17 protein-coding genes are annotated in these 19,442 nt (G+C 72.3%); 9 read left to right on the forward strand and 8 right to left on the reverse strand.

Translation table 11 applies throughout. The features are described 5' to 3' along the window. The first annotated feature begins 13 nt into the window (after positions 1-13). Complete coding sequence (locus AB0I32_RS25170) at positions 14-430, forward strand: hypothetical protein (protein WP_357511075.1); 417 nt, start codon at positions 14-16, stop codon at positions 428-430. An 82-nt stretch (positions 431-512) separates the two neighbouring features. Here the strand turns inward: AB0I32_RS25170 and AB0I32_RS25175 are convergent, their stop codons facing one another. Further along, positions 513-2,270, reverse strand: a complete 1,758-nt coding sequence (locus AB0I32_RS25175; RefSeq protein ID WP_357511107.1) for a glycoside hydrolase family 13 protein — start codon at positions 2,268-2,270, stop codon at positions 513-515. A 113-nt stretch (positions 2,271-2,383) separates the two neighbouring features. After that, a complete protein-coding gene (locus tag AB0I32_RS25180; protein WP_357511077.1) occupies positions 2,384-3,427 on the reverse strand; it encodes a LacI family DNA-binding transcriptional regulator in 1,044 nt (347 codons plus the stop codon). 184 nt (positions 3,428-3,611) lie between these two features. On the opposite strand from AB0I32_RS25180, the gene AB0I32_RS25185 reads away from it, so the two are divergent. The 4 genes from AB0I32_RS25185 (at position 3,612) to AB0I32_RS25200 (ending at position 8,633) form a co-directional block, all read left to right on the forward strand. Beyond that, positions 3,612-4,835: a maltose ABC transporter substrate-binding protein gene (locus tag AB0I32_RS25185; RefSeq protein ID WP_357511079.1), complete on the forward strand. Its 1,224-nt coding sequence runs from the start codon at positions 3,612-3,614 to the stop codon at positions 4,833-4,835. Further along, positions 4,835-6,403 carry an ABC transporter permease subunit gene (locus AB0I32_RS25190; protein ID WP_357511081.1) on the forward strand — a complete coding sequence of 523 codons (1,569 nt, stop codon included), beginning with the start codon at positions 4,835-4,837 and terminating at the stop codon, positions 6,401-6,403. The genes AB0I32_RS25185 and AB0I32_RS25190 overlap by 1 nt, the downstream gene beginning before the upstream one ends. After that, positions 6,403-7,317: a sugar ABC transporter permease gene (locus AB0I32_RS25195; protein WP_357511083.1), complete on the forward strand. Its 915-nt coding sequence runs from the start codon at positions 6,403-6,405 to the stop codon at positions 7,315-7,317. Before AB0I32_RS25190 ends, AB0I32_RS25195 begins: the two co-directional genes overlap by 1 nt. 131 nt (positions 7,318-7,448) lie before the next feature. After that, positions 7,449-8,633, forward strand: coding sequence for an SGNH/GDSL hydrolase family protein (locus tag AB0I32_RS25200; RefSeq protein ID WP_357511085.1), 1,185 nt, complete (start codon positions 7,449-7,451; stop codon positions 8,631-8,633). A gap of 9 nt (positions 8,634-8,642) precedes the next feature. Here the strand turns inward: AB0I32_RS25200 and AB0I32_RS25205 are convergent, their stop codons facing one another. From AB0I32_RS25205 to AB0I32_RS25215, 3 genes are all read right to left on the reverse strand, one after another. Then, complete coding sequence (locus AB0I32_RS25205) at positions 8,643-9,935, reverse strand: deoxyguanosinetriphosphate triphosphohydrolase (RefSeq protein ID WP_357511087.1); 1,293 nt, start codon at positions 9,933-9,935, stop codon at positions 8,643-8,645. Between the two features lie 143 nt (positions 9,936-10,078). Continuing rightward, on the reverse strand, positions 10,079-10,252 hold the full coding sequence (locus tag AB0I32_RS25210; protein ID WP_116676262.1) for a DUF4236 domain-containing protein: 174 nt from the start codon (positions 10,250-10,252) through the stop codon (positions 10,079-10,081). A gap of 86 nt (positions 10,253-10,338) precedes the next feature. Then, a complete protein-coding gene (locus AB0I32_RS25215; protein WP_357511089.1) occupies positions 10,339-10,791 on the reverse strand; it encodes a VOC family protein in 453 nt (150 codons plus the stop codon). A 43-nt stretch (positions 10,792-10,834) separates the two neighbouring features. Between AB0I32_RS25215 and AB0I32_RS25220 the strand changes: the two genes are divergently transcribed. Together AB0I32_RS25220 and dnaG are read left to right on the forward strand one after the other, a co-directional pair. Beyond that, complete coding sequence (locus AB0I32_RS25220) at positions 10,835-11,710, forward strand: helix-turn-helix domain-containing protein (RefSeq protein WP_357511091.1); 876 nt, start codon at positions 10,835-10,837, stop codon at positions 11,708-11,710. Positions 11,711-11,787: 77 nt separating this feature from the next. Then, positions 11,788-13,785: a DNA primase gene (gene dnaG / locus AB0I32_RS25225; RefSeq protein WP_357511093.1), complete on the forward strand. Its 1,998-nt coding sequence runs from the start codon at positions 11,788-11,790 to the stop codon at positions 13,783-13,785. Positions 13,786-13,799: 14 nt separating this feature from the next. Here dnaG and AB0I32_RS25230 read toward each other — a convergent pair whose 3' ends face one another. The 3 genes from AB0I32_RS25230 to AB0I32_RS25240 form a co-directional block, all read right to left on the reverse strand. Next, the gene (locus tag AB0I32_RS25230) at positions 13,800-14,750 is read right to left on the reverse strand and encodes an NAD(P)/FAD-dependent oxidoreductase (protein WP_357511095.1); all 951 of its coding nucleotides are present in this window, start codon (positions 14,748-14,750) and stop codon (positions 13,800-13,802) included. A gap of 80 nt (positions 14,751-14,830) precedes the next feature. Beyond that, positions 14,831-16,273, reverse strand: a complete 1,443-nt coding sequence (locus tag AB0I32_RS25235) for an MDR family MFS transporter (RefSeq protein ID WP_357511097.1) — start codon at positions 16,271-16,273, stop codon at positions 14,831-14,833. 88 nt (positions 16,274-16,361) lie between these two features. Beyond that, entirely contained in the window at positions 16,362-16,901 is a 540-nt protein-coding gene (locus tag AB0I32_RS25240) for a MarR family winged helix-turn-helix transcriptional regulator (protein ID WP_357511099.1), read from the reverse strand. A 103-nt stretch (positions 16,902-17,004) separates the two neighbouring features. Between AB0I32_RS25240 and AB0I32_RS25245 the strand changes: the two genes are divergently transcribed. Together AB0I32_RS25245 and AB0I32_RS25250 are read left to right on the forward strand one after the other, a co-directional pair. Further along, complete coding sequence (locus tag AB0I32_RS25245) at positions 17,005-18,411, forward strand: FAD-binding oxidoreductase (RefSeq protein WP_357511101.1); 1,407 nt, start codon at positions 17,005-17,007, stop codon at positions 18,409-18,411. A 99-nt stretch (positions 18,412-18,510) separates the two neighbouring features. Continuing rightward, the gene (locus tag AB0I32_RS25250; protein WP_357511103.1) at positions 18,511-19,275 is read left to right on the forward strand and encodes a lytic polysaccharide monooxygenase; all 765 of its coding nucleotides are present in this window, start codon (positions 18,511-18,513) and stop codon (positions 19,273-19,275) included. Positions 19,276-19,442 lie beyond the last annotated feature (167 nt).

Genomic DNA, 19,442 nt, shown 5'->3' on the forward strand with positions numbered 1-19,442 from the left:
ACGAGGGAGCAGCGTGCGTACTTTTTGGACTTTCCTGACGTCGACCGGCCTGGTGACGCTGGTCGTCATCACCCTCGCGGCCTGTGGCGGCGGTGGTTCCGCGCGCAAGTGCGAGGAAGCGCTGACCTCGGCCGCAACCTCGGTAGAAGGCGTGGTCGGGGCGGAGTTCACCTGCAAGCGGTCCTTCGGCAACCCGAGCCAGACGGGCTCGGTCACGATCGCGGGCACCACCGAGGCGCAGGTGACGGCGGTGATGGAGGGAGTGCTCCAGGCATTCGCCGCATCACCCGACCTGGACGACGCCTCCGTGGTGTACGTGGACTTCGCCAACGAGGACGGCTCGATCACGGTCATCGAACAGGCGGTCGGATTCAACGGGACGCCGTCGATCCGTGACATCCGCGAGCACTACGGCATCACGCCCGGCTGATCCGCTCGGCTGATCCGCTCGGTGGTCGAGCTTGTCGGGACCCAGGTCCCGACAAGCTCGACCAGCGGACGGCGAGCTCCGCTCAGGCGCGCAGCCAGACCGTCGTGTCCGACGGCACGGCCCGCGCGCCGTCCGACGTCGTGAGGTCGCCCGACGCCACCAGCACCTCCGCCTCGGCAGGCAGCGTGAGCGCGGCCTCGCCCAGGTTGCTGACCACCACGACGCCGGACACCTGGAAGGCGACGACGTCTGGGGACGCGGCCAGCGCGTCGACCCACGCGAGCCCTGCCGTGCCGATCTTCTCGGCCCGGCGCAGCTCGAGCGCCGTCCGGTACATCTCGTAGGTGGAGCCCGCGACGCCGTACTGCTTGTCGGCGGCGAGGTCGGCGTAGACGTCGGGCTGCGGCAGCCAGGTCTTGCCGGTGGGGCCGAACCCGTTGCCCGGCGTGCCGCTGACCCACGGCAGGGGCACGCGGCAGCCGTCACGGCCCGGCTCGGCGCCCTCGGTCCGGAAGAAGGACGGGTCCTGGCGCACCTCGGCGGGCAGCGCGGTGTGGTCCGGCAGGCCCAGCTCCTCGCCCTGGTACAGGTACGCGGAACCGGGCAGGCCGAGCATCAGCAGCGTCGCGGCGCGGGCCCGGCGCAGGCCCAGCTCCGCGTCGGGCTGCGGGTCGGTCGCGGCGATGCCGTTGAGCTGGCGGCCGCCGATCTCGGCCAGGCCGAAGCGTGAGGCGTGCCGGACGACGTCGTGGTTGGACAGGACCCACGTGGTCGGGGCGCCGACGGCGTCCATGGTGCCGAGCGACACGTCGACGACCGTACGCATCTTCGCCGCGTCCCACGGGGCGGTGAGGAACGAGAAGTTGAACGCCTGGTGCATCTCGTCGGGCCGCACGTAACGGGCCAGGCGGCTCAGCGGCTCCACCCAGGCCTCGGCCACGAGGCAGCGGTCACCCGGGTACTCGGCGAGGACGCTGTGCCAGGAGCGGTAGATCTCGTGCACGCCGTCCTGGTCGAACATCGGGCCCTGGTTGCCGGCCCCGGTGGAGCCGTCGTCCGGCTCGGCGGCACTCGCCGCGGGCCCGTCGACCGTGCCCTCGACCATGGCGGCCCGGCCGTCCCAGTCCGGCAGGCCGGGCGCCTTGACCATGCCGTGCGCGACGTCGACGCGGAACCCGTCAACGCCCCGGTCGAGCCAGAACCGCAGCACGTCCTCGAGCTCGGCGCGGACCTCCGGGTTCTCCCAGTTCAGGTCCGGCTGCGAGGTGTCGAACAGGTGCAGGTACCACTGCGGGCCCAGGGGGCCGTCATCGGACCGCGGGGCCAGGCGGGTCCAGGCCGGGCCGCCGAAGATCGACTGCCAGTTGTTCGGCGGCTCGTCCCCGGCCGGGCCGCGGCCGTCGCGGAACATGTAGCGCTCGCGCGCCGCCGAGCCGGGCGCAGCGGCCAGCGCCTCCTGGAACCAGACGTGCTGGTCGGAGGAGTGGTTGGGCACCAGGTCCACGATGATCTTGAGGTCGCGCTCGTGGGCACCGGCGAGCATCTCGTCGAAGTCCGCGAGCGTGCCGAAGAGCGGGTCGATGTCGCGGTAGTCGGCGACGTCGTAGCCCGCGTCCTTCTGGGGGGAGCGGTAGAAGGGGCTCAGCCAGACGGCGTCGACCCCCAGCTGCTTCAGGTGGTCCAGCTTGGCGGTGACGCCCGGCAGGTCGCCGATCCCGTCGCCGTCGCCGTCCGCGAACGAGCGCGGGTACACCTGGTAGATCACCGCGTCGCGCCACCACTCGCCGCTTGCGGCAGGCGGGTGGACGAGGGTCCCGGCGGTGAGGTCGTCGATGGTCAGCAGGGGGGTGCGGGTCACGTGTCGCGTCCTCGAATTCGGGGGTATGTCGGATGTAACGCTTGCAGAAAGCGTACGGGAGATTCAACCCCGTCCGACCACGCCCACAGCGAACTTCAGGGACGCGGGGCAGCGCCCGTCGAGCCGCGGACCACCAGCTCCGGCGTGAAAAGGAGCTCCGAGCGGGGGGCGCGTTCCCCGTGGATCTCGGTGAGCAGGGCGCTGACGGCGGCGTGCGCCATGTCGGCGACCGGCTGGCGCACCGTCGTCAGCGGCGGGTCGGTGAACGCGACGAGCGGCGAGTCGTCGTACCCCACGACGCTGACGTCGTCGGGCACGGACAGGCCGCGCGAGTGGGCGGCGCGGATCGCGCCGAGCGCCATCAGGTCGGATCCGCAGACGACGGCGGTGTGCCCGGAGTCGATCAGGTCCCCGGCCGCCGCCTGCCCGCCCTCCAGCGTGTAGAGGGTCAGCGCCACGTGCTCGCGCGCCTCGTGCTCGGTGGCCGCGAGGCCGTGCCGGACGAGCTGTGCGGCGAACGCCTCGATCTTGCGCTTGGCCGGCACGAACCGGTCGGGGCCGATCGCCATGCCGATGCTGCGGTGGCCCAGCGCGACCAGATGGCGGACGGAGAGCTCGACGCTGGCGGCGTCGTCGGGGGAGACGAACGGGGCGTCGATGCCCGCGGCGTACCCGTTGATCAGCACTATCGGCAGGCCGCGCCCGCGCAGCCGCTGGTAGCGCTCGGTCGAGGCCCGGGTGTCGGCGTGCTTGCCGGACACGAAGACGATGCCGTCCACGGCGTGGTCGATCAGCGTCTCGACGTACTCGTCCTCGGTGGTGCCGCCCGGCGACTGCGTGCACAGCAGCGGCGTGTAGCCGCGCGACGCGAGCTGTGACTCGATGGCCTGCGCGAACGCGGGGAACACCGGGTTGGACAGCTCAGGGACGACGAGGCCGATGAGGCCGGCGGGCCGCGCGCGGAGCGCTGACGGGCGCTCGTAGCCGAGCACGTCGAGGGCGGCGAGCACCGCCTGACGCGTCTCGCCGGCCACGCCGGGCTTGCCGTTGAGCACGCGCGACACGGTCGCGGTGGAGACCCCTGCTTGCTCGGCGAGGTCGGTCAGTCGGGTGCGCACGCCTGGCAGCCTAAGTGACATCGGACCTCCTCGTCCCCGGGCGTACGCGGGTGTCGGCGCCACGTTTCCGTCGCGCGGCCCACCAGCCGTTGCAAGCGTTGCTGAAACTTTATCGCAACGCCTTGCAAGATCGTCCAGTCCGGCCTTACGGTTCGTGACATCCAAACCAGGCCCGACGTCGGGCCGCGAACCACCAGGAGTGACGATGCGACGGAGCATCCTGACCGCCGCTGCGCTGACCGCGACGCTGGCGCTGGCCGCCTGCTCGGGCGGCGCGGAGGACCCAGCGGGCGAGGAGACCTCGGCTGCGCCCGACGGGACGGGGTCCACCCTGACCGTCTGGGTCGACGAGACCCGCCAGGCCGCCGTCGAGGACGCCGCGGCCGGCTTCGAGGAGTCCACGGGCGCCGAGGTGGAGGTGGTCCTGAAGAACTTCGAGGACATCCGCCCCGACTTCCTGGCCCAGGTGCCCACGGGCAAGGGGCCGGACATCACCGTCGGCGCGCACGACTGGCTGGGTGAGCTCACGACCAACGGCGTGGTGGCCCCGATCGAGCTCGGCGACACCGCCGACGCGTTCGAGCCGGTCTCCGTCTCGGCCTTCACGCAGGACGGCCAGGTCTACGGCCTGCCCTACGCCGTGGAGAACATCGCACTCATCCGCAACACGGAGCTCGCCCCTGAGGCGCCCGCCAGCTGGGACGACGCGATCGCGGCAGGCAAGGACGCCGGTACCAAGTACCCGCTGTTGATCCAGACCTCCACCAAGGGCGACCCCTACACCTTCTACCCGCTGCAGACGTCGTTCGGCGCCCCGGTCTTCGAGCAGAACGAGGACGGCTCGTACAAGCCCGAGCTCGCGCTCGGCGGCGAGGGCGGCACCGCGTTCGCGGAGTGGCTCGCGGAGCAGGGCGACGCCGGCAACCTGAGCACCGACATCACCTACGACATCGCGCTGGCGGCCTTCGCCAAGGGCGAGTCGCCGTTCATCGTGGGCGGCCCGTGGATGCTGGAGTCGTTCGGCGACCTCGACCTGGCGATCGACCCCATCCCGAGCGCCGGCGGCGAGCCCGCCCAGCCGTTCGTGGGCGTGGCCGGCTTCTACGTGAGCGCGCAGAGCGAGAACGCGCTGCTCGCCAACGACTTCCTGGTCAACCACATGGCCACGCCCGAGGCGCAGCTCGCGCTCTACGAGGCGGGCGACCGCCCGCCGGCCCTGATCGAGGCCGCTGACACCGCGTCCGAGGACCCGATCACCGCGGGCTTCCGCGAGGTGGGTGCCGACGCCGTCCCGATGCCGTCGCTCCCCGAGATGGGCGCCGTGTGGGCGTACTGGGGCGTCACCGAGGCCGCGATCATCTCCGGCAAGTCCGACCCGGCCGAGGGCTGGGACAAGATGGTCGCCGACATCCAGGGCGAGATCGGCTGATGTCGTCCCCTGCGATCCGGGGCTCCGGCCGGACCGGCTGGAGCCCCGGGTTTCTCGTCAAGCTCGCCCTGATCGCGCTGGTCGACGCCCTGGGCGTCTACGCGGTGCTGGCGGCGTGGAGCGCCGACTCGTGGGGCCTGCTCGCCGCGATGGTGGCGCTGCTGCTCGCGGCGAACTGGGCCTACTTCTCCAAGCGTGCGCTACCCCTGAAGTACATCCTGCCGGGCCTGGCCTTCCTGCTCGTCTACCAGGTCTACGTGGTGGCCTATACGGGCTACGTCGCGTTCACCAACTACGGCGACGGGCACAACTCCACCAAGGAGCAGGCGATCGAGGCCCTCCTGGTGCAGAACGAGCGCCGCGTCGAGGGCTCGCCGTCCTCCCCGCTCACCGTGGTGGCGGAAGGCGACACGCTCGGCTTCGCGATCGTCTCGCCCGAGGGGGTGGTCGAGGCGGGCACGGCCGACGAGCCGCTCGCGGTGGTGGACGGCGCCACCGTGTCGGACGGCCAGGTGACGGCGCTGCCCGGGTACGAGGTGCTGGAGTACGCGGCGGTCCTGGAGCGGCAGCAGGAGGTCACCGACCTGCGGGTGCCCGTCTCCGACGACCCGAACGACGGCTCGGTCCGCACGCAGGACGCCCGCACCGGCTACGTCTTCACGTCCACGCTCACGTACGACCCGGCGTCGGACACGATGACGGACACCACGACCGGGTTGACGTACACACCCAACGACGACGGCCAGTTCGAGGCCGCCGACGGGACCACCCTGCCGGTGGGCTGGCGCGTGCTCGTGGGGTTGGACAACTTCGTCACCGCGTTCGGCGACGACCGCTATGCGGGGCCGTTCGGCAAGATCCTGCTGTGGACGTTCGCGTTCGCGGTGATCTCGGTGGCGTCCACGTTCCTGCTCGGCCTGTTCCTGGCGATCGCGTTCAACGACGCGCGCCTGCGCGGCCGGCGGATCTACCGCACGCTCGTGATCCTCCCGTACGCGATCCCGGGGTTCCTCGCGGCCCTGCTGTGGTCGGGCCTGCTGAACCGGTCGTACGGGTTCGTCAACGAGGTGCTGCTCGGCGGGGCGTCGATCCCGTGGCTCACCGATCCGGTGCTCGCGAAGCTCGCGGTGCTCGGCGTGAACCTGTGGCTCGGCTTCCCCTACATGTTCCTCATCTGCACGGGCGCGCTGCAGTCGCTGCCGGGCGACGTGCTGGAGGCCGCCAAGATCGACGGTGCGGGCCGGTGGCGCACGTGGCGGTCCATCACCCTGCCGCTGCTGCTGGTGGCGACGGCGCCGCTGCTCATCTCGAGCTTCGCGTTCAACTTCAACAACTTCACGCTGATCTACATGCTCACCGGGGGCGGGCCACGGTTCGACGACGCCTCGGTGCCGCTCGGGCACACCGACATCCTGATCTCGATGGTCTACTCGGTGTCCGGGCTCGACGGCACGGCCGCCAAGGACTACGGCCTGGCCAGCGCCCTGTCGATCGTCATCTTCGTGGTGGTCGCCACCATCTCCGCCCTCGCGTTCCGGCGCACCCGCTCGCTCGAGGAGATCGCCTGATGAGCACGACGATTCCCCCGGCCCGTCCGGCGGCCCCGCCCCGGCGGATCGCCCTGGCTCGCCGCACCACCCCGGCCCGCTGGTTCTCCGACCTCGGCTGGCGCCACCTGGTCGGCGTCCTCGCCGTCGTCTACGCGGGCTTCCCGCTCGTCTACGTCGTCTCGGCCTCCCTGGCCGACGGCGGCACGCTCACCGGCTCGAACGACCTGTTCGCGTCGGTGTCGGGCGCCAACTACGTGGCGCTGGGCGGCACCAAGTTCTGGACCTGGATGGGCAACACCCTCGTGGTGGCGGTCGCCACCGGCGTCGGAACGGTGCTCATGGGGGCCGCGGCGGCCTACGCCTTCTCGCGGTTCCGGTTCAGCGGACGCAGGGTGGGGCTCACCGCCCTGCTGGTGATCCAGATGTTCCCGCAGATGCTCGCGTTCGTGGCGATCTTCCTGCTGCTCATCTCGCTGGGCAACGTCGTGCCGGTGCTCGGCCTGGACTCCAAGCTGTCGCTGATCTGCGTGTACCTCGGCGGTGCGCTCGGCGTGAACACGTTCCTCATGTACGGGTTCTTCAACACCGTGCCGCGCGAGATCGACGAGGCAGCGAAGATCGACGGCGCCTCGCACGCGCAGATCTACTGGACCATCGTGCTGCGCCTGACCGCGCCGATCCTCGCCGTGGTGGGGCTGCTCAGCTTCATCAGCACGTTCGGCGAGTTCATCATCGCGCGCGTGCTGCTGCAGTCGGAGGACAACTGGACGCTCGCCGTCGGCCTCTACGGGTGGGTGTCGTCGCTGCAGGACGCCAACTGGGGCCTGTTCACGGCGGGCGCCGTCGTCTCGGCGGTGCCGGTGCTCGCGCTGTTCCTGTTCCTGCAGAAGTACATAGTGGGTGGCCTGACGGCGGGGTCGGTCAAGGGCTGAGGCGCCGCTGAGGCGGCGGTCGGAGCGGGTGAAACAGTTAAGTGCCCACTCGGTCCTTGACCCGGTGCCCTGCCACCCAGCAGGATCGCGGCTCGCGGGTCAACGACGCCCGCCGACGGTCAGGAGCCAGGATGAGAGCGTTGCCAGCAGGGGGAACCACTACCGCTACCGCGAACCGACGTGGCGGGGGTCGTCTCGCACAGGGCCGGCGGGCACTCGTCACCGGCCTGTTCGCCGTCGCCGTTGCCATCACCGCCGTCCCGGCCACCGGCGCGGCCCAGGCCGCCACGACCGACCCGGCCGTCTCGGCGTCGGACAGCGCGGCTACCCAGGCGCACACCGCCGGCCGCGTGAAGGTCAGCGGCGACAGCCTCCTGTACAGCTGGCCCGGCGTCTACTTCGAGGGCCGGTTCCGGGGGACCGGGGTGGGGATCGTGCTCAACGACTCTGCCGCCGACTACGACGTCCAGATCGACGGCGCCACGGTCGCCACGCTCGTGAAGCCGGGTCGGACCACGCGGTGGGTGAACGGACTGCGCGACGCCGAGCACACGGTGCGGCTCGTGAAGCGCAACGAGAGCCAGTGGGCGGGCAGCGAGTTCGGCGGGTTCGTCGCCGCCTCGGGCGGCGCGATCCTCAGCAAGCCGGCGGCCCGCGGCCGGCAGATCGAGTTCATCGGCGACTCGCTGACCGCCGGCTACGGCAACACGTCGGGCAGCAGGGACTGCTCCGGCGACCAGGTGAACCGCACCACCAACACCGACCGCGGCTACGGCGCGCTGACAGCGCGCGGGCTGGGTGCCGACTACCAGGTCAACGCGTTCTCCGGCAAGGGGATGGTGCGCAACTACGGCGGCGGCGACCCCGGCAACCACTACCGCGCCTACTACGACCGGGCACTGCTGCACGTGCAGGGTGACGTCTGGAACCCCGGCACCTGGCGGCCACGGCTCGTCGTGGTCTACCTCGGCACCAACGACTTCTCGACCGCCCTCAACCCCGGCGAGCAGTGGACCACGCACGATCAGCTCGCCGCCGCCTACCGCACCGCGTACGGCCAGTTCGTGCAGAAGCTGCGGGCGCGCTACGGCAGCGACACGACCATCGTGGCGGTCGGCTCGGGCTCGTTCGCGAACGACGTGCAGCGGGTGGTCCAGGAGCGGAACGGCGCGGGCGACAGCCGGGTCCGGTACTGGTTCCTCGACAGCAACGGCCTGGACTTCCAAGGCTGCCACTACCACTTCTCCGCCGCCGACCACCAGGTCGTCGCTGGTCGGTTCAGGACGTTCGTCGACGGCCTGGGCGTGCGCTGGTAGCCGTTCGTCTCAGGAGGCCGGTGTCACCAGGCGGCGGTGCAGCGCGATGGCCGACAGGTCCGTGAGGCACGAGACCTGGTCGACCACCACGCGCAGGCGGGCGGCGTCGTCGGACGCCGCCCGCCAGTCCGCGGCGAACGGCGGCTCCAGCTCGTCGGGGGCGCGGTCGGCGAGCACGCCCACCAGGTCGGCCAGGATCTCCCGTTCCCGCAGGTATCGGGGCTCCTGGCCGCGCGGTGCCATGACATAGGTGACCGCGATGCCCTTGAGCGCGAGGATCTCGTGCTCGGTCTCGGCGGGCACGACGAGCCGGGCGGCGTACCGCGTGAGCGGTCCCTCGCCGTACACGGCCCGCGTGGCGGTGATCGCCGCGCCGATGAACCGGCCGATGAGCTGGCTGGTCATGTCCTTGAGGGAGGCCAGAGAGCGGCGCGACCCGTCGTAGGCGCGCACGAGGTGGCCCTCGCCGCGCAGGTAGTCCTGCAGCCGCCCGATCGCCGCGTCGATGGCGTCCTCCGTGTACCACTCGCCGTACCAGTCGCGCACGTACCCGGCCACGCGCGCCCGCTCCTCGGCGTGCGCCATGAGGTCCAGGTCGATGCGGCCGGCGACCACGCCGTCCTCGACGTCGTGCACCGAGTAGCTGATGTCGTCGGCGAGGTCCATGACCTGGGCCTCGAGGCACTTCACGCCGTGCGGCGCGTCCTTGCGGAGCCATTCGAAGACCGGCAGGTCGTCGGTGTAGACGCCGAACTTCCGGCTCGCCGTGCCGTCGGGCCGGGCCGGGCCTGCCCCGTACGCCCAGGGGTACTTGACGCTCGCGTCGAGGCTCGCGCGGGTCAGGTTGAGGCCGGCGGGGGAGCCGTCGTCGGCCAGGACCTTGGGCTCGAGCCGGGTCAGGAGGCGCAGGGTCTGTGCGTTGCCCTCGAAGCCGCCGACCGGCTGCGCGATCTCGGCGAGCGCCGTCTCGCCGTTGTGCCCGAACGGCGGGTGCCCGAGGTCGTGGGTGAGGCACGCGGTGTCGACGACGTCGGGGTCGCAGCCCAGGGAGCGGCCCATCCCGCGGCCCACCTGCGCGACCTCGAGGGAGTGGGTCAGCCGGGTGCGCACGAAGTCGTCGTGCCCCGCGCCGAGCACCTGGGTCTTCGCGCCCAGGCGGCGCAGCGCGGAGGAGTGGACCACTCGCCCGCGGTCACGTTCGAACGGGGTCCGGGCCTGTGACTTGGGCGGTTCGGTCACCCAGCGCTCGACGTCCTGCGCGCTGTACGACGGCGGGATGCTCTTCCCGAGGGCTTGCTCCACGCTTGCACTCTAGTCACGCTGGCCGACATCCCCGGAATCCGGGCCTGGCGGCGGCTGTGCGAGCGCCTGTGCCGGCTGGTGTGCCGGCTGCCGCGGAGGCGGGCGCTCGGCCCTGCCTCCGCCGCGGCGGTACTACCTGCCGGCTACTTGTTGTTGCTGTACCAGCTCAGGCCACCGGGGAGGTTCAAGGAGTGCTTCTTCGTCTTCGAGTTCCAGGTCCACGGACCGATCTTGAAGCTCATGGACGACAAGCCCCTCTGGGTGATGTTGAACTTGAGCGGGCCGAGCGCCAGCCGCTTGCGATACCGGATTCCCATGATCCTGACTTACCTCCTCGGGTCGGGGCAAAGCGTACCGAACCTCGCTACCCCGGCAAACCGAACACGCCCGCTCGGCCGGGCGGTCAGTCGCCGGCCGCTACCCAGGCGTCGCTCGCCTTCTGGACGTCTTCCGGGGTCACCGAGTCGGCGACCGTGACGAAGTACCAGCGGTGGCCGAACGGGCAGCGGACCGCCGCCTGACGGAACCCCTCGAACCAGTCGGCCGGCTCGGTGAGGCTGCTCGCGCCCGCCGCGATCGCCCGCGCGTACGCGGCGTCGGTGTCCTCCACCGGGATGGTGAAGCTCGCGTGCGTGGGCGCGCCGAGCTCGGGGGCCACGGAGTCCGGCGGGAACGCGGCGGCGACGGTGAACGTCGACTCGCCCGCGGCGGACCGCAGGACCAGGTCGGAGTGGATCACGGCGTCGCCCGCCGTGATCACGTCGAGGGTCTCGGCGCCGAGCGCGGCCTCGTAGAAGGCGATGGCAGCGCGGGCGTCATCGACGGAGATGTTGGGGTGCAGGGCTGAGTTCTTCATGTGACCGATGCTTCCGCCGCACGGCTGTGCCAGTCTTGGAAGAATGCGACAGCTGTTCGACGACGGCCCCGCCGTCACGCAGGCGCTCGAGGCCGGGCCGACGCTCGGCATCGTGAACCCTGCGCGCGCCCGCGACCGGTTCACGCTCGCGCGCGTCGATCCCGCGCCGGACCTCGCGGGCCTCGTCGACTGGCACTGGGTGATCACCTGGGACCTGCCGCCCGGCGCCACCTTCACGCAGGCCGTCGTTCCCCACCCGGTGGGCCACGTCGTCGCGGAGGACACCGGATTCCTCGCCTATGCGATGCCCTCGGCCGCCGTCGACCGGCGCACGCTGTCCGGATCGGGCGGCGTGGTCGGCACCAAGCTGCGCCCGGGCGGCTACCGCGCGCTGCTCGGGCTCACGCACCCGGGTGAGCGGGGCGCCGTCGGGCCTGCGGACCTTCTCGGCCCGACGGCGGACCGGGCCGGCGCCGAGGCCATCGGCCAGGCCAGGGACGGCCGCCCCGACGACGCGGTCCGGACCGTCACCCCGCTGCTCCGGGCCGCCGCCGAGCGCACCCGGACGCCGCGGTCCACCGCCGCGCTGGCAGCACTCCGCGAGGCGTTCGCGGTGATCGCCGACGCGGTGCCAGGGACGACCGTCGCCACGCTCGCGGCAGGGCTCGGCACCACCCCGCGCTCACTGCAGCGACTGTTCGCCGACTGGGTCGGCGTGAGCCCCAAGTGGGTGCTGCAGCGGCACCGGGTGCACCTCGCGGCCGAGATGCTGGGCCGGGATCCGGCGCTGGACCTGGCGGGGCTCGCGGCCGCCGTCGGCTACTACGACCAGGCGCACTTCACGGGGGACTTCGTACGGGCGGTCGGCGTGGCCCCGGGCGAGTACGCCCGCAGCTGCGCGGCAGCCCTGGCTCGTTAGGCAGTCCGCGACAGGGAGTGGGCAGAGGGTGTGGACGGCGGCCTCCGGACCCGGCCCGCGAGCATAGACTTCGGAGCGTGGCCGGGCTGATCAGACGCGAGGATGTGGACCAGGTCCGCGAACGCGCGCGGATCGACGAGATCGTCTCGGCGCACGTGACCCTCAAGCCCGCCGGGGTGGGCGCGCTGGTGGGTCTGTGCCCCTTCCACGACGAGCGCAGCCCCAGCTTCAACGTGCGGCCCAGCGTCGGGCGGTACCACTGCTTCGGGTGCGGCGAGGGCGGCGACGTCATCGAGTTCGTCATGAAGATGGACGGGCTGAGCTTCACCGAGGCCGTCGAGTACCTCGCGGGCAAGACCGGCGTGCAGCTGCGCTACGAGGAGGGCGGCTCCGCCCGTCCGCGCGAGGAGCCCGGCAAGCGGCAGCGCCTGCTGGAGGCCAACAAGGTCGCCGCCGAGTTCTACGCCGAGCAGCTCATGGGGCCGGACGCCGCCGCGGCGCGCGCCTTCCTCGCCGAGCGCAGCTTCGACCGGTCCGACGCCGAGCTGTTCGGCGTCGGGTTCGCGCCCAAGGGATGGGACGCGCTGCAGCGGCACCTCCAGGGCCGCGGCTTCACCCAGGCGGAGCTGGTCGCGAGCGGGCTGATGTCGCAGGGCCAGCGCGGCATCTACGACCGCTTCCGCGGCCGGGTCATGTGGCCCATCAGGGACGTGACGGGCGCGGTGATCGGCTTCGGCGCGCGCCGCCTGTTCGAGGACGACCAGGGGCCCAAGTACCTGAACACGCCCGAGACCAGCCTCTACAAGAAGTCGCACGTGCTGTACGGGATCGACCTCGCCAAGCGGGAGATCGCCAAGGGCAAGCGCGTCGTGGTGGTCGAGGGGTACACGGACGTCATGGCCGCGCACCTGTCGGGCGTGACGACGGCGGTGGCCACGTGCGGCACCGCGTTCGGGGCCGACCATGCCAAGGTCGTGCGGCGCCTGCTCGGCGACACGACGGCGGGCGGCGGCATGCAGCTCGCGTCCGGCGGCACCGTGGGCGGCGAGATCATCTTCACGTTCGACGGCGACGCGGCGGGCCAGAAGGCCGCCGAGCGTGCCTACGGCGAGGACCAGCGGTTCTTCGCGCAGACGTACGTCGCCGTCGCCGACGGTGGCATGGACCCGTGCGACCTGCGCATGGCCAACGGCCCCGAGGCGGTACGGGCGCTGGTCGACGGCCGCAAGCCCCTGTTCGCCTTCGTGATCCAGGCCAAGATCAAGCAGTTCGACCTGAACACGGTGGAGGGCCGCGTCTCCGCGGTGCGAGCGGCCGCGCCGGAGATCGCGGGGATCCGCGACCGCAGCCAGCAGGACGGCTACACGCGCGAGGTCGCGGGCTGGATCGGTACCGAGATCGACGAGATGCGGCGCGAGGTCGCCCGCGTCGCCTCCACCCCGTCGCTGCGCCGCGCACCCGGCGGGCAGGACGGCGACCGCAGGCCCTCCGGCACGACGGGAAGCGACAGGGCGCGGGCCGGTGGGGCACAGCCCGGCGGACCGGCCGGCGCGGACGAGCGTCCGGCGACGGGCGGCGTGCAGCAGCTGCCCGCCCCCGACCCGCGCGACCCCGTGGCCCGCGACGAGCGGCTCGCCCTCGTCGCCGTCCTGCAGTACCCGCAGCACGTGCCCGCGTCCTTCGACGCGCTCGGCGAGGACGCGTTCTCCGTGCCCGCCTGGCGGGCCGTGCACACGGCGATCCGCGCGGCCGGGGGAGCGGCGGCCGGGCGGGACGTGTCCGCGGCGCAGTGGGTGGGCGCCGTGCTGGAACAGGCCTCGGAGACGGTTGCGGGGATCGTCACGCAGCTGTCCGTGGCATCCCTCCCGGAGGACCGGGAGGCGGCCGTCCCCGCGTTCGTCGGGGGTGTGGTGAACCGCGTGCTCGACATGGGGCTGATGCGGCGGGTCGCCGACGCGCGCAGCCGCCTGCAGCGCCTGGACCCCTCGGACGCGGAGACCTACCAGGCCGCGTTCGCCGAGCTCCTGGCGATCGAGGCCGAGCGCCGCACCCTCCGCGAGGCCACGAACGCCTGACCCCTCGACGCGGGTCAGGCGGGGTGGTCGCGCGCCAGCAGCTCGCCGTCCAGGGAGGCTGCGGCCACCAGGCCCGACGATGCTGCCGTGAGCACCGACGCCATGGGCATCGGCAGGGCCGCGACGTGCGCCATGTCGCCGGCGGCGAACACGCCGGGCACGCTCGTGCGGCCCATCGCGTCGATCTCGACGGCGCCCGACGGCAGCAGGTCCAGCCCGAGCTGCTCCGCGAACGGGGCGCGCTGGGCGAACTCGGCGGCCACGAAGATGCCGCCGACCTCATCGGAGGGACCCTCGGCGAACGACACGGTGGCACCGGCGGCGCTGCGGCTCAGCTCCTTGACGGGCTCGGGGCGGACGGCGACGCCCGCGCCGTCGAGCTGCGCGCGGATGCCCGGCTCGAGGTCGGCGCCGTCGGTCAGGACGGTCAGGCGGCTCGCGATGCGCTCCAGCAGGAACACGACGCGGGCCACGTGCGGACCGCTGCCGAGCACCGCGACGGGCTTGCCGCTCAGCTCGTGCCCGTGGCAGTACGGGCAGACGGCGGCCACGGTGCCGAACAGCGGCTCCAGGCCCTGGATCGCCGGAAGCGTGTCGCGCATCCCGGTCGCGAGCACGACGGCGCGGGCGGTGAAGGGCGCCGCACCGTCGGCGTCGGCGGCGAGCTCGACCCGGAAGCCGGCGCCGTCCGGCACGACGGCGGATGCCGCCGTCTCCCGGACCGTCACCGTCGCGTAGGCGGCGAGCTCGGCGCGGGCCGCGGCCCGGAACTCGGCGGGCGGTGTGCCGTCGTGCGTCACGAAGTTGTGCATGTGCTCGGCGGGCGCGTTGCGGTACTCGCCGGAGTCGAGCAGCAGCGTGCGGCGGTGCATGCGGCCGAGCGTGAGCGCGGCCTGCAGCCCCGCGGGGCCGCCGCCGATCACTACGGCGTCGAAGAGGCTGGTCGAAGGGTGAGGTGCGGACATCGCGGGACTCCATCTCCTGGGTATCGGGTGGCTCCGCCCAGGATCCGACTTCATGTCGACATGAAGTCAAGCGCCGCGTCTCACGGCGTCGGCCGCGCGTCCCTCGGGTTGTCGCGGGGGAGCAGCAGCACGGTCCCGATCATCAGCGCGGCGGTGCCCACCACGCACCAGAACACCAGGTGCACGGCGGCGGCCAGACCCGGTCCGTCGGGCGTCCCGTCCGCCCCGACGGTGGTCACGGCGTTCACCACCGCGCCGAGCGCGGCGACACCCACCGCCTGCCCGATCGACCGGGAGAACATGTTGGTCGCCGTCACCGCGCCGCGCTCGCTCCAGCCCACGCTGTGCTGCGCCGCCAGCAGCGTCGGCACGGCCACCAGGCCCATGCCGAGCCCGATCACGAAGACGGCCGCGGAGATGTGCCACACCTGGGACCCGGGGCCGAGGGTCAGCGTGAGCAGGGCGCCGAGCAGGACGATCACGGCGCCGATGACGGCGGTCCAGCGGAACCCGATGGCCAGGTAGATCCGCCCCGACAGGGTGGCCGCCAGCGGCCAGCCCACCAGGAGCGCGGCCAGCGCGAACCCCGCAACGAGCGGCCCGACGCCGAGCACACCCTGCGCGTAGATCGGCACGTACGTGGACAGCCCGAGCGTGATGACGCCGACGCCCAGCCCGGCCGCCGTCGACGCGCCGACCACCCGGCGCCGCAGCAGCCCGAGGTCGAAGATCGGGTGCGCGCTCCGGCGGGCGGACACGGCGAACGCCCCGAGCAGCAGCACGGAGGCGGCGAAGATCCCCACCGACTCCAGCGATGCCCAGCCCCATGCGTGGCCGCCCTCGAGGAGACCCAGCACCAGGGCCGTGCTCCCGCCGGTCAGCAGGGCGGCGCCGAGGTAGTCGATCGGCTCGCGCTCACCCTCGCGCGCCTTCTCCTGGAACCGGCGCCACAGGACGACGGCCGCCACTGCCGCGATCGGCACGTTGACCCAGAAGATCCAGCGCCAGCTCACGAACTGGCTGAACACGCCGCCGAGCGTCGGGCCGAGCACCGACGACGCGGCCCACACGCTCGCGAGGTAGCCCTGGATCTTGGCGCGCTCGGCGAGGCTGTAGATGTCGCTCGCGATGGTCATCGACATCGGCATGATCGCGCCGGCACCCAGGCCCTGCAGCACGCGGAACCAGATGAGCGCGGGCATGCTCCAGGCGACGGCGCACAGCACCGAGCCGAGCAGGAACAGGCCGATGCCGACCATCATCACGCGCTTGCGTCCGAACACGTCGGCCAGCCGCCCGTACAGGGGGACGGTCACTGCCTGCGCGAGCGTGTACGCCGAGAACAGCCACGGGACCTGCTCGAACGCGCCGAGCTCGCGTGCGACGGTCGTCGAGGCGGTCGCGAGGATCGTGACGTCCAGCGCGACGAGCGCCGTCGAGAGCATGAGCGCGCCGAGGACAGGGCCGCGGTCGCCGCGCAGCCCGAGTCGCGTGTCGGCGGCGTTGGCGGATGGTGCGGTCATGTCTGGGGCTCCCGGGTGTGCTGCACGACACATATAAAGTTGCCTGAGGCAGCACCTATTCCCGGCACCCGGCACCCGGCCCCGGCGCCTACTTCGGGCGGTTGCCCGGCCAGCCCTCCGGGACCGGCCCGCTCCCGCGGTCGGGCACCGACTCGGCGACGCGGCCGATCGTGTCCAGGAACGCGCTGACGTCGGCCTCGTCCGCGCCGATCGCGCGCCGCAGGGTCCTGTCGAACACGATCGCGGCCGACTTGAGCTCCTGGTAGAGGGCCTCGCCCGCGTCGGTGACCTCGATGCGCTGCACCCGGCGGTTCGACTCCTCGCGGGTGCGGACCACCAGCCCGCGGTCCTCCATGCCGCGCAGGTGGTGCGTCAGCGTGGCCTCCCGGATGCCGACCGCGTGGGCGAGCTCGCGCTGGGTGGCCGGTGTGCCCTGGTGCAGGGCGAGCAGGATGTGCCAGACCTGCCAGCTCCCGCCGTGCTCGGACAGCAGCGCGTCGAACGCCCGCATCACCCGCTGCACGGACTGCCACATGGTGGGCACGACGGGGAGCAGTCCGGGCCGGCTCTGCCCGCTCCCGTTGTCCGTGCCGCCTGGTTCGCCGTCGGGCAGCCCGCTTGGTCGCATGATCGAAGGGTAGTTCGGCCGAGCCGGAAATGCATTGACGGCTAATGCTTAGATGTCTAACGTTGACGGGAAGTACCCCAGCACCCCACTCGGAGGCACGACGATGGCCACGCAAGAACCCGGCACCACACAGCTCACTGCCGGCGCGCTCGCCGGCGCGCTGGCACCCCTCGCGGACGCGCTCGGCGACCGCCTGCTCACCCCGGCGTCGGCGGAGTTCGCCGAGGCCGCGACCGTGTTCGTGGGCGGCCCCGCCCGCACCCCGGCCGCGATCGCGCGCGTCCGGACCACCGACGAGGTGGTTGCGGTGCTCGCGGTGGCGCGCGAGACCGGCCTGCCGCTCGCGGTGCGCGGCGGTGGCCACCACCAGGCACGGCACGCTCTGGTCGACGGCGGCCTCGTGCTCGACCTGCGCCTCATGGACGGCGTGGAGATCGACACGGAGGCGCTTGTCGGGCACGCCCAGGGCGGCGTGCTCGCCGGTGCGTACACCGCGGCGGCCGGCGCCCACGGGCTGGCCACCGGATTCGGCGACACGGGGACCGTCGGCGTCGGCGGCATCACGCTCGGCGGCGGCATCGGCTTCCTCAGCCGGCACGACGGCCTCACCGTCGACAACCTGCTCGGCGCCGAGGTCGTGCTCGCGGACGGCCGCGTGCTGCAGGCGAACGCCGACGAGAACCCCGACCTCTACTGGGCGCTGCGCGGCGGCGGCGGCAACTTCGGTGTCGTGACCCGCCTGGACCTGCGCCTGCGCGAGATCGGCACGATCACGGGCGGGATGATGATGTGGGAGCCGACGCGGGCCGCGCTCACCACCGTGCTGCGGGCGTTCGCCGAGGGGCCGGACGAGTTCGCGGGCATGGTGAACGTGATGATCGCCCCGCCCGCCCCCATGGTTCCGGCCGAGCTGCACGGCAAGCCCGTCCTCATGGCGCTGCTGGTCCACTCGGGCATTGCCACCGAGGCGGAGGAGGTGCTCGCCCCGCTGCGCGCCCTCGGGCCGGTGCTCGACGGCGTCCAGGAGATGCCGTACGCGGCGATGTTCGAGGGCGCCGGCGGTCCGCCGTCCGGTGCGGTGGGCGACGCCCGGACGGGGTTCCTCGGTGCGGGTGCGTGGTCGCCGGACGAGGCCTGGGCCGCGGCCGCCATCGATGCGGTGTCGACCGCGGGCGGTCCCGCCGCACTGAACATCCGCGCGATGGGCGGCGCGATCGGGCGGGTCGACCCGGCGGCGACGGCCTTTGCGCACCGGGACCCGGCCTTCATGGTCACCGTCTACAGGGGCGCGCCGACCGTCGAGGAGTTCTCGGCGGCGAGCGAGTGGGTGGCGTCCACCGCGGAGGCACTCGGCGTCAGCGGGCGGGGCTACGTCAACTTCATGGGGACCGCCACGGAGGAGGACGTGCGCAACGCCTACCCCGAGGCGACGCTGGAGCGGCTGCGCGAGGTGAAGCGGGCGTACGACCCGGGCAACCTGTTCGCGTCGAACCACAACGTGCGGCCCTGAGGCGTATCGCTTAAACGATACGGAGCATTGTCCGGCCTTCGTCGGGCTCCGAGGATCGAAGCCACCTGATCACTCGGAGCACCGACGAAGGAGCTGGACGTGACCCTCTACAACACCCTCGGCCGGGTCCGGGCGACGGCGCTGGCCGCCGTGCTGGTCCTGCTCGCTGCGGCGGCGATCGTCGTCGTGCAGCCCAACCCGCCGGCCGCCCACGCGCACGGCGGCCTCACGTACCCTGCCACCCGCACCTACGCGTGCTACGTGGACGCGCTCAGTGGTAACCCGGGCGGCGACCTGGACCCGCAGAACGCCATGTGCGAGAACGCGCTGGCCGTGAACGGGAACTACCCGTTCTACAACTGGTTCGGCAACCTGCTCAGCAACGCGGGCGGGAACCACCGGGAGGTCGTCCCGGACGGGCATCTGTGCGGTCCGCAGGACCGGTTCTCCGCGTTCCGCGAGCCGGGCACCCAGTGGCCGACGACGACGCTCGAGCCCGGCCGGACCATCACCGTCTCGTACAACGCCTGGGCCAAGCACCCCGGGACGTGGTCGCAGTACATCACCAAGGACGGCTGGGACCCGTCCCAGCCGCTTGCCTGGGACGACCTGGAGCCGGCGCCCTTCAACGAGGTGACGAACCCGCCGCTGCGCCCGGGTGGCCCGCAGGGTGACGAGTACTACTGGGACGTCACGCTGCCGAACAAGTCCGGTCGCCACATCATCTACTCGATCTGGACGCGGTCGGACAGCCCTGAGGCGTTCTACAACTGCGCCGACGTGGACTTCCGCTCGCCGACCCCTACCGCGCCGACCCCCGTCAGGCCGACATTCATCACGCCGACATCCATCACGGCGCTATAGAGCTGCGGCGAGACGGACGCGGTGGAAAGACCACGACTGCGGGGTGTGTTGCGCGGAGTAGACGGTGTCTACCGGCCGGCGGCCACGCTCACCCAGGCGCCGCCCGTCGCCTCGTCGATGTCCACCCGGGTGACCTTGATGCCGTCGCCGTCGGGCAGGTCGGGATA

It is taken from the genome of Promicromonospora sp. NPDC050249 (genome assembly GCF_040656015.1).
Taxonomy (GTDB): domain Bacteria; phylum Actinomycetota; class Actinomycetes; order Actinomycetales; family Cellulomonadaceae; genus Promicromonospora.

What these genes read in the sequence shown, in the direction of transcription:
- AB0I32_RS25180 (WP_357511077.1), bottom strand. Translation starts at nt 3,427, where the DNA reads ATGTCACTTAGGCTGCCAGGCGTGCGCACCCGACTGACCGACCTCGCC.
- AB0I32_RS25185 (WP_357511079.1), top strand. Translation starts at nt 3,612, where the DNA reads ATGCGACGGAGCATCCTGACCGCCGCTGCGCTGACCGCGACGCTGGCG.
- AB0I32_RS25190 (WP_357511081.1), top strand. Translation starts at nt 4,835, where the DNA reads ATGTCGTCCCCTGCGATCCGGGGCTCCGGCCGGACCGGCTGGAGCCCC.
- AB0I32_RS25195 (WP_357511083.1), top strand. Translation starts at nt 6,403, where the DNA reads ATGAGCACGACGATTCCCCCGGCCCGTCCGGCGGCCCCGCCCCGGCGG.
- AB0I32_RS25200 (WP_357511085.1), top strand. Translation starts at nt 7,449, where the DNA reads ATGAGAGCGTTGCCAGCAGGGGGAACCACTACCGCTACCGCGAACCGA.
- AB0I32_RS25210 (WP_116676262.1), bottom strand. Translation starts at nt 10,252, where the DNA reads ATGGGAATCCGGTATCGCAAGCGGCTGGCGCTCGGCCCGCTCAAGTTC.
- AB0I32_RS25215 (WP_357511089.1), bottom strand. Translation starts at nt 10,791, where the DNA reads ATGAAGAACTCAGCCCTGCACCCCAACATCTCCGTCGATGACGCCCGC.
- AB0I32_RS25220 (WP_357511091.1), top strand. Translation starts at nt 10,835, where the DNA reads ATGCGACAGCTGTTCGACGACGGCCCCGCCGTCACGCAGGCGCTCGAG.
- AB0I32_RS25230 (WP_357511095.1), bottom strand. Translation starts at nt 14,750, where the DNA reads ATGTCCGCACCTCACCCTTCGACCAGCCTCTTCGACGCCGTAGTGATC.
- AB0I32_RS25235 (WP_357511097.1), bottom strand. Translation starts at nt 16,273, where the DNA reads ATGACCGCACCATCCGCCAACGCCGCCGACACGCGACTCGGGCTGCGC.
- AB0I32_RS25240 (WP_357511099.1), bottom strand. Translation starts at nt 16,901, where the DNA reads ATGCGACCAAGCGGGCTGCCCGACGGCGAACCAGGCGGCACGGACAAC.
- AB0I32_RS25245 (WP_357511101.1), top strand. Translation starts at nt 17,005, where the DNA reads ATGGCCACGCAAGAACCCGGCACCACACAGCTCACTGCCGGCGCGCTC.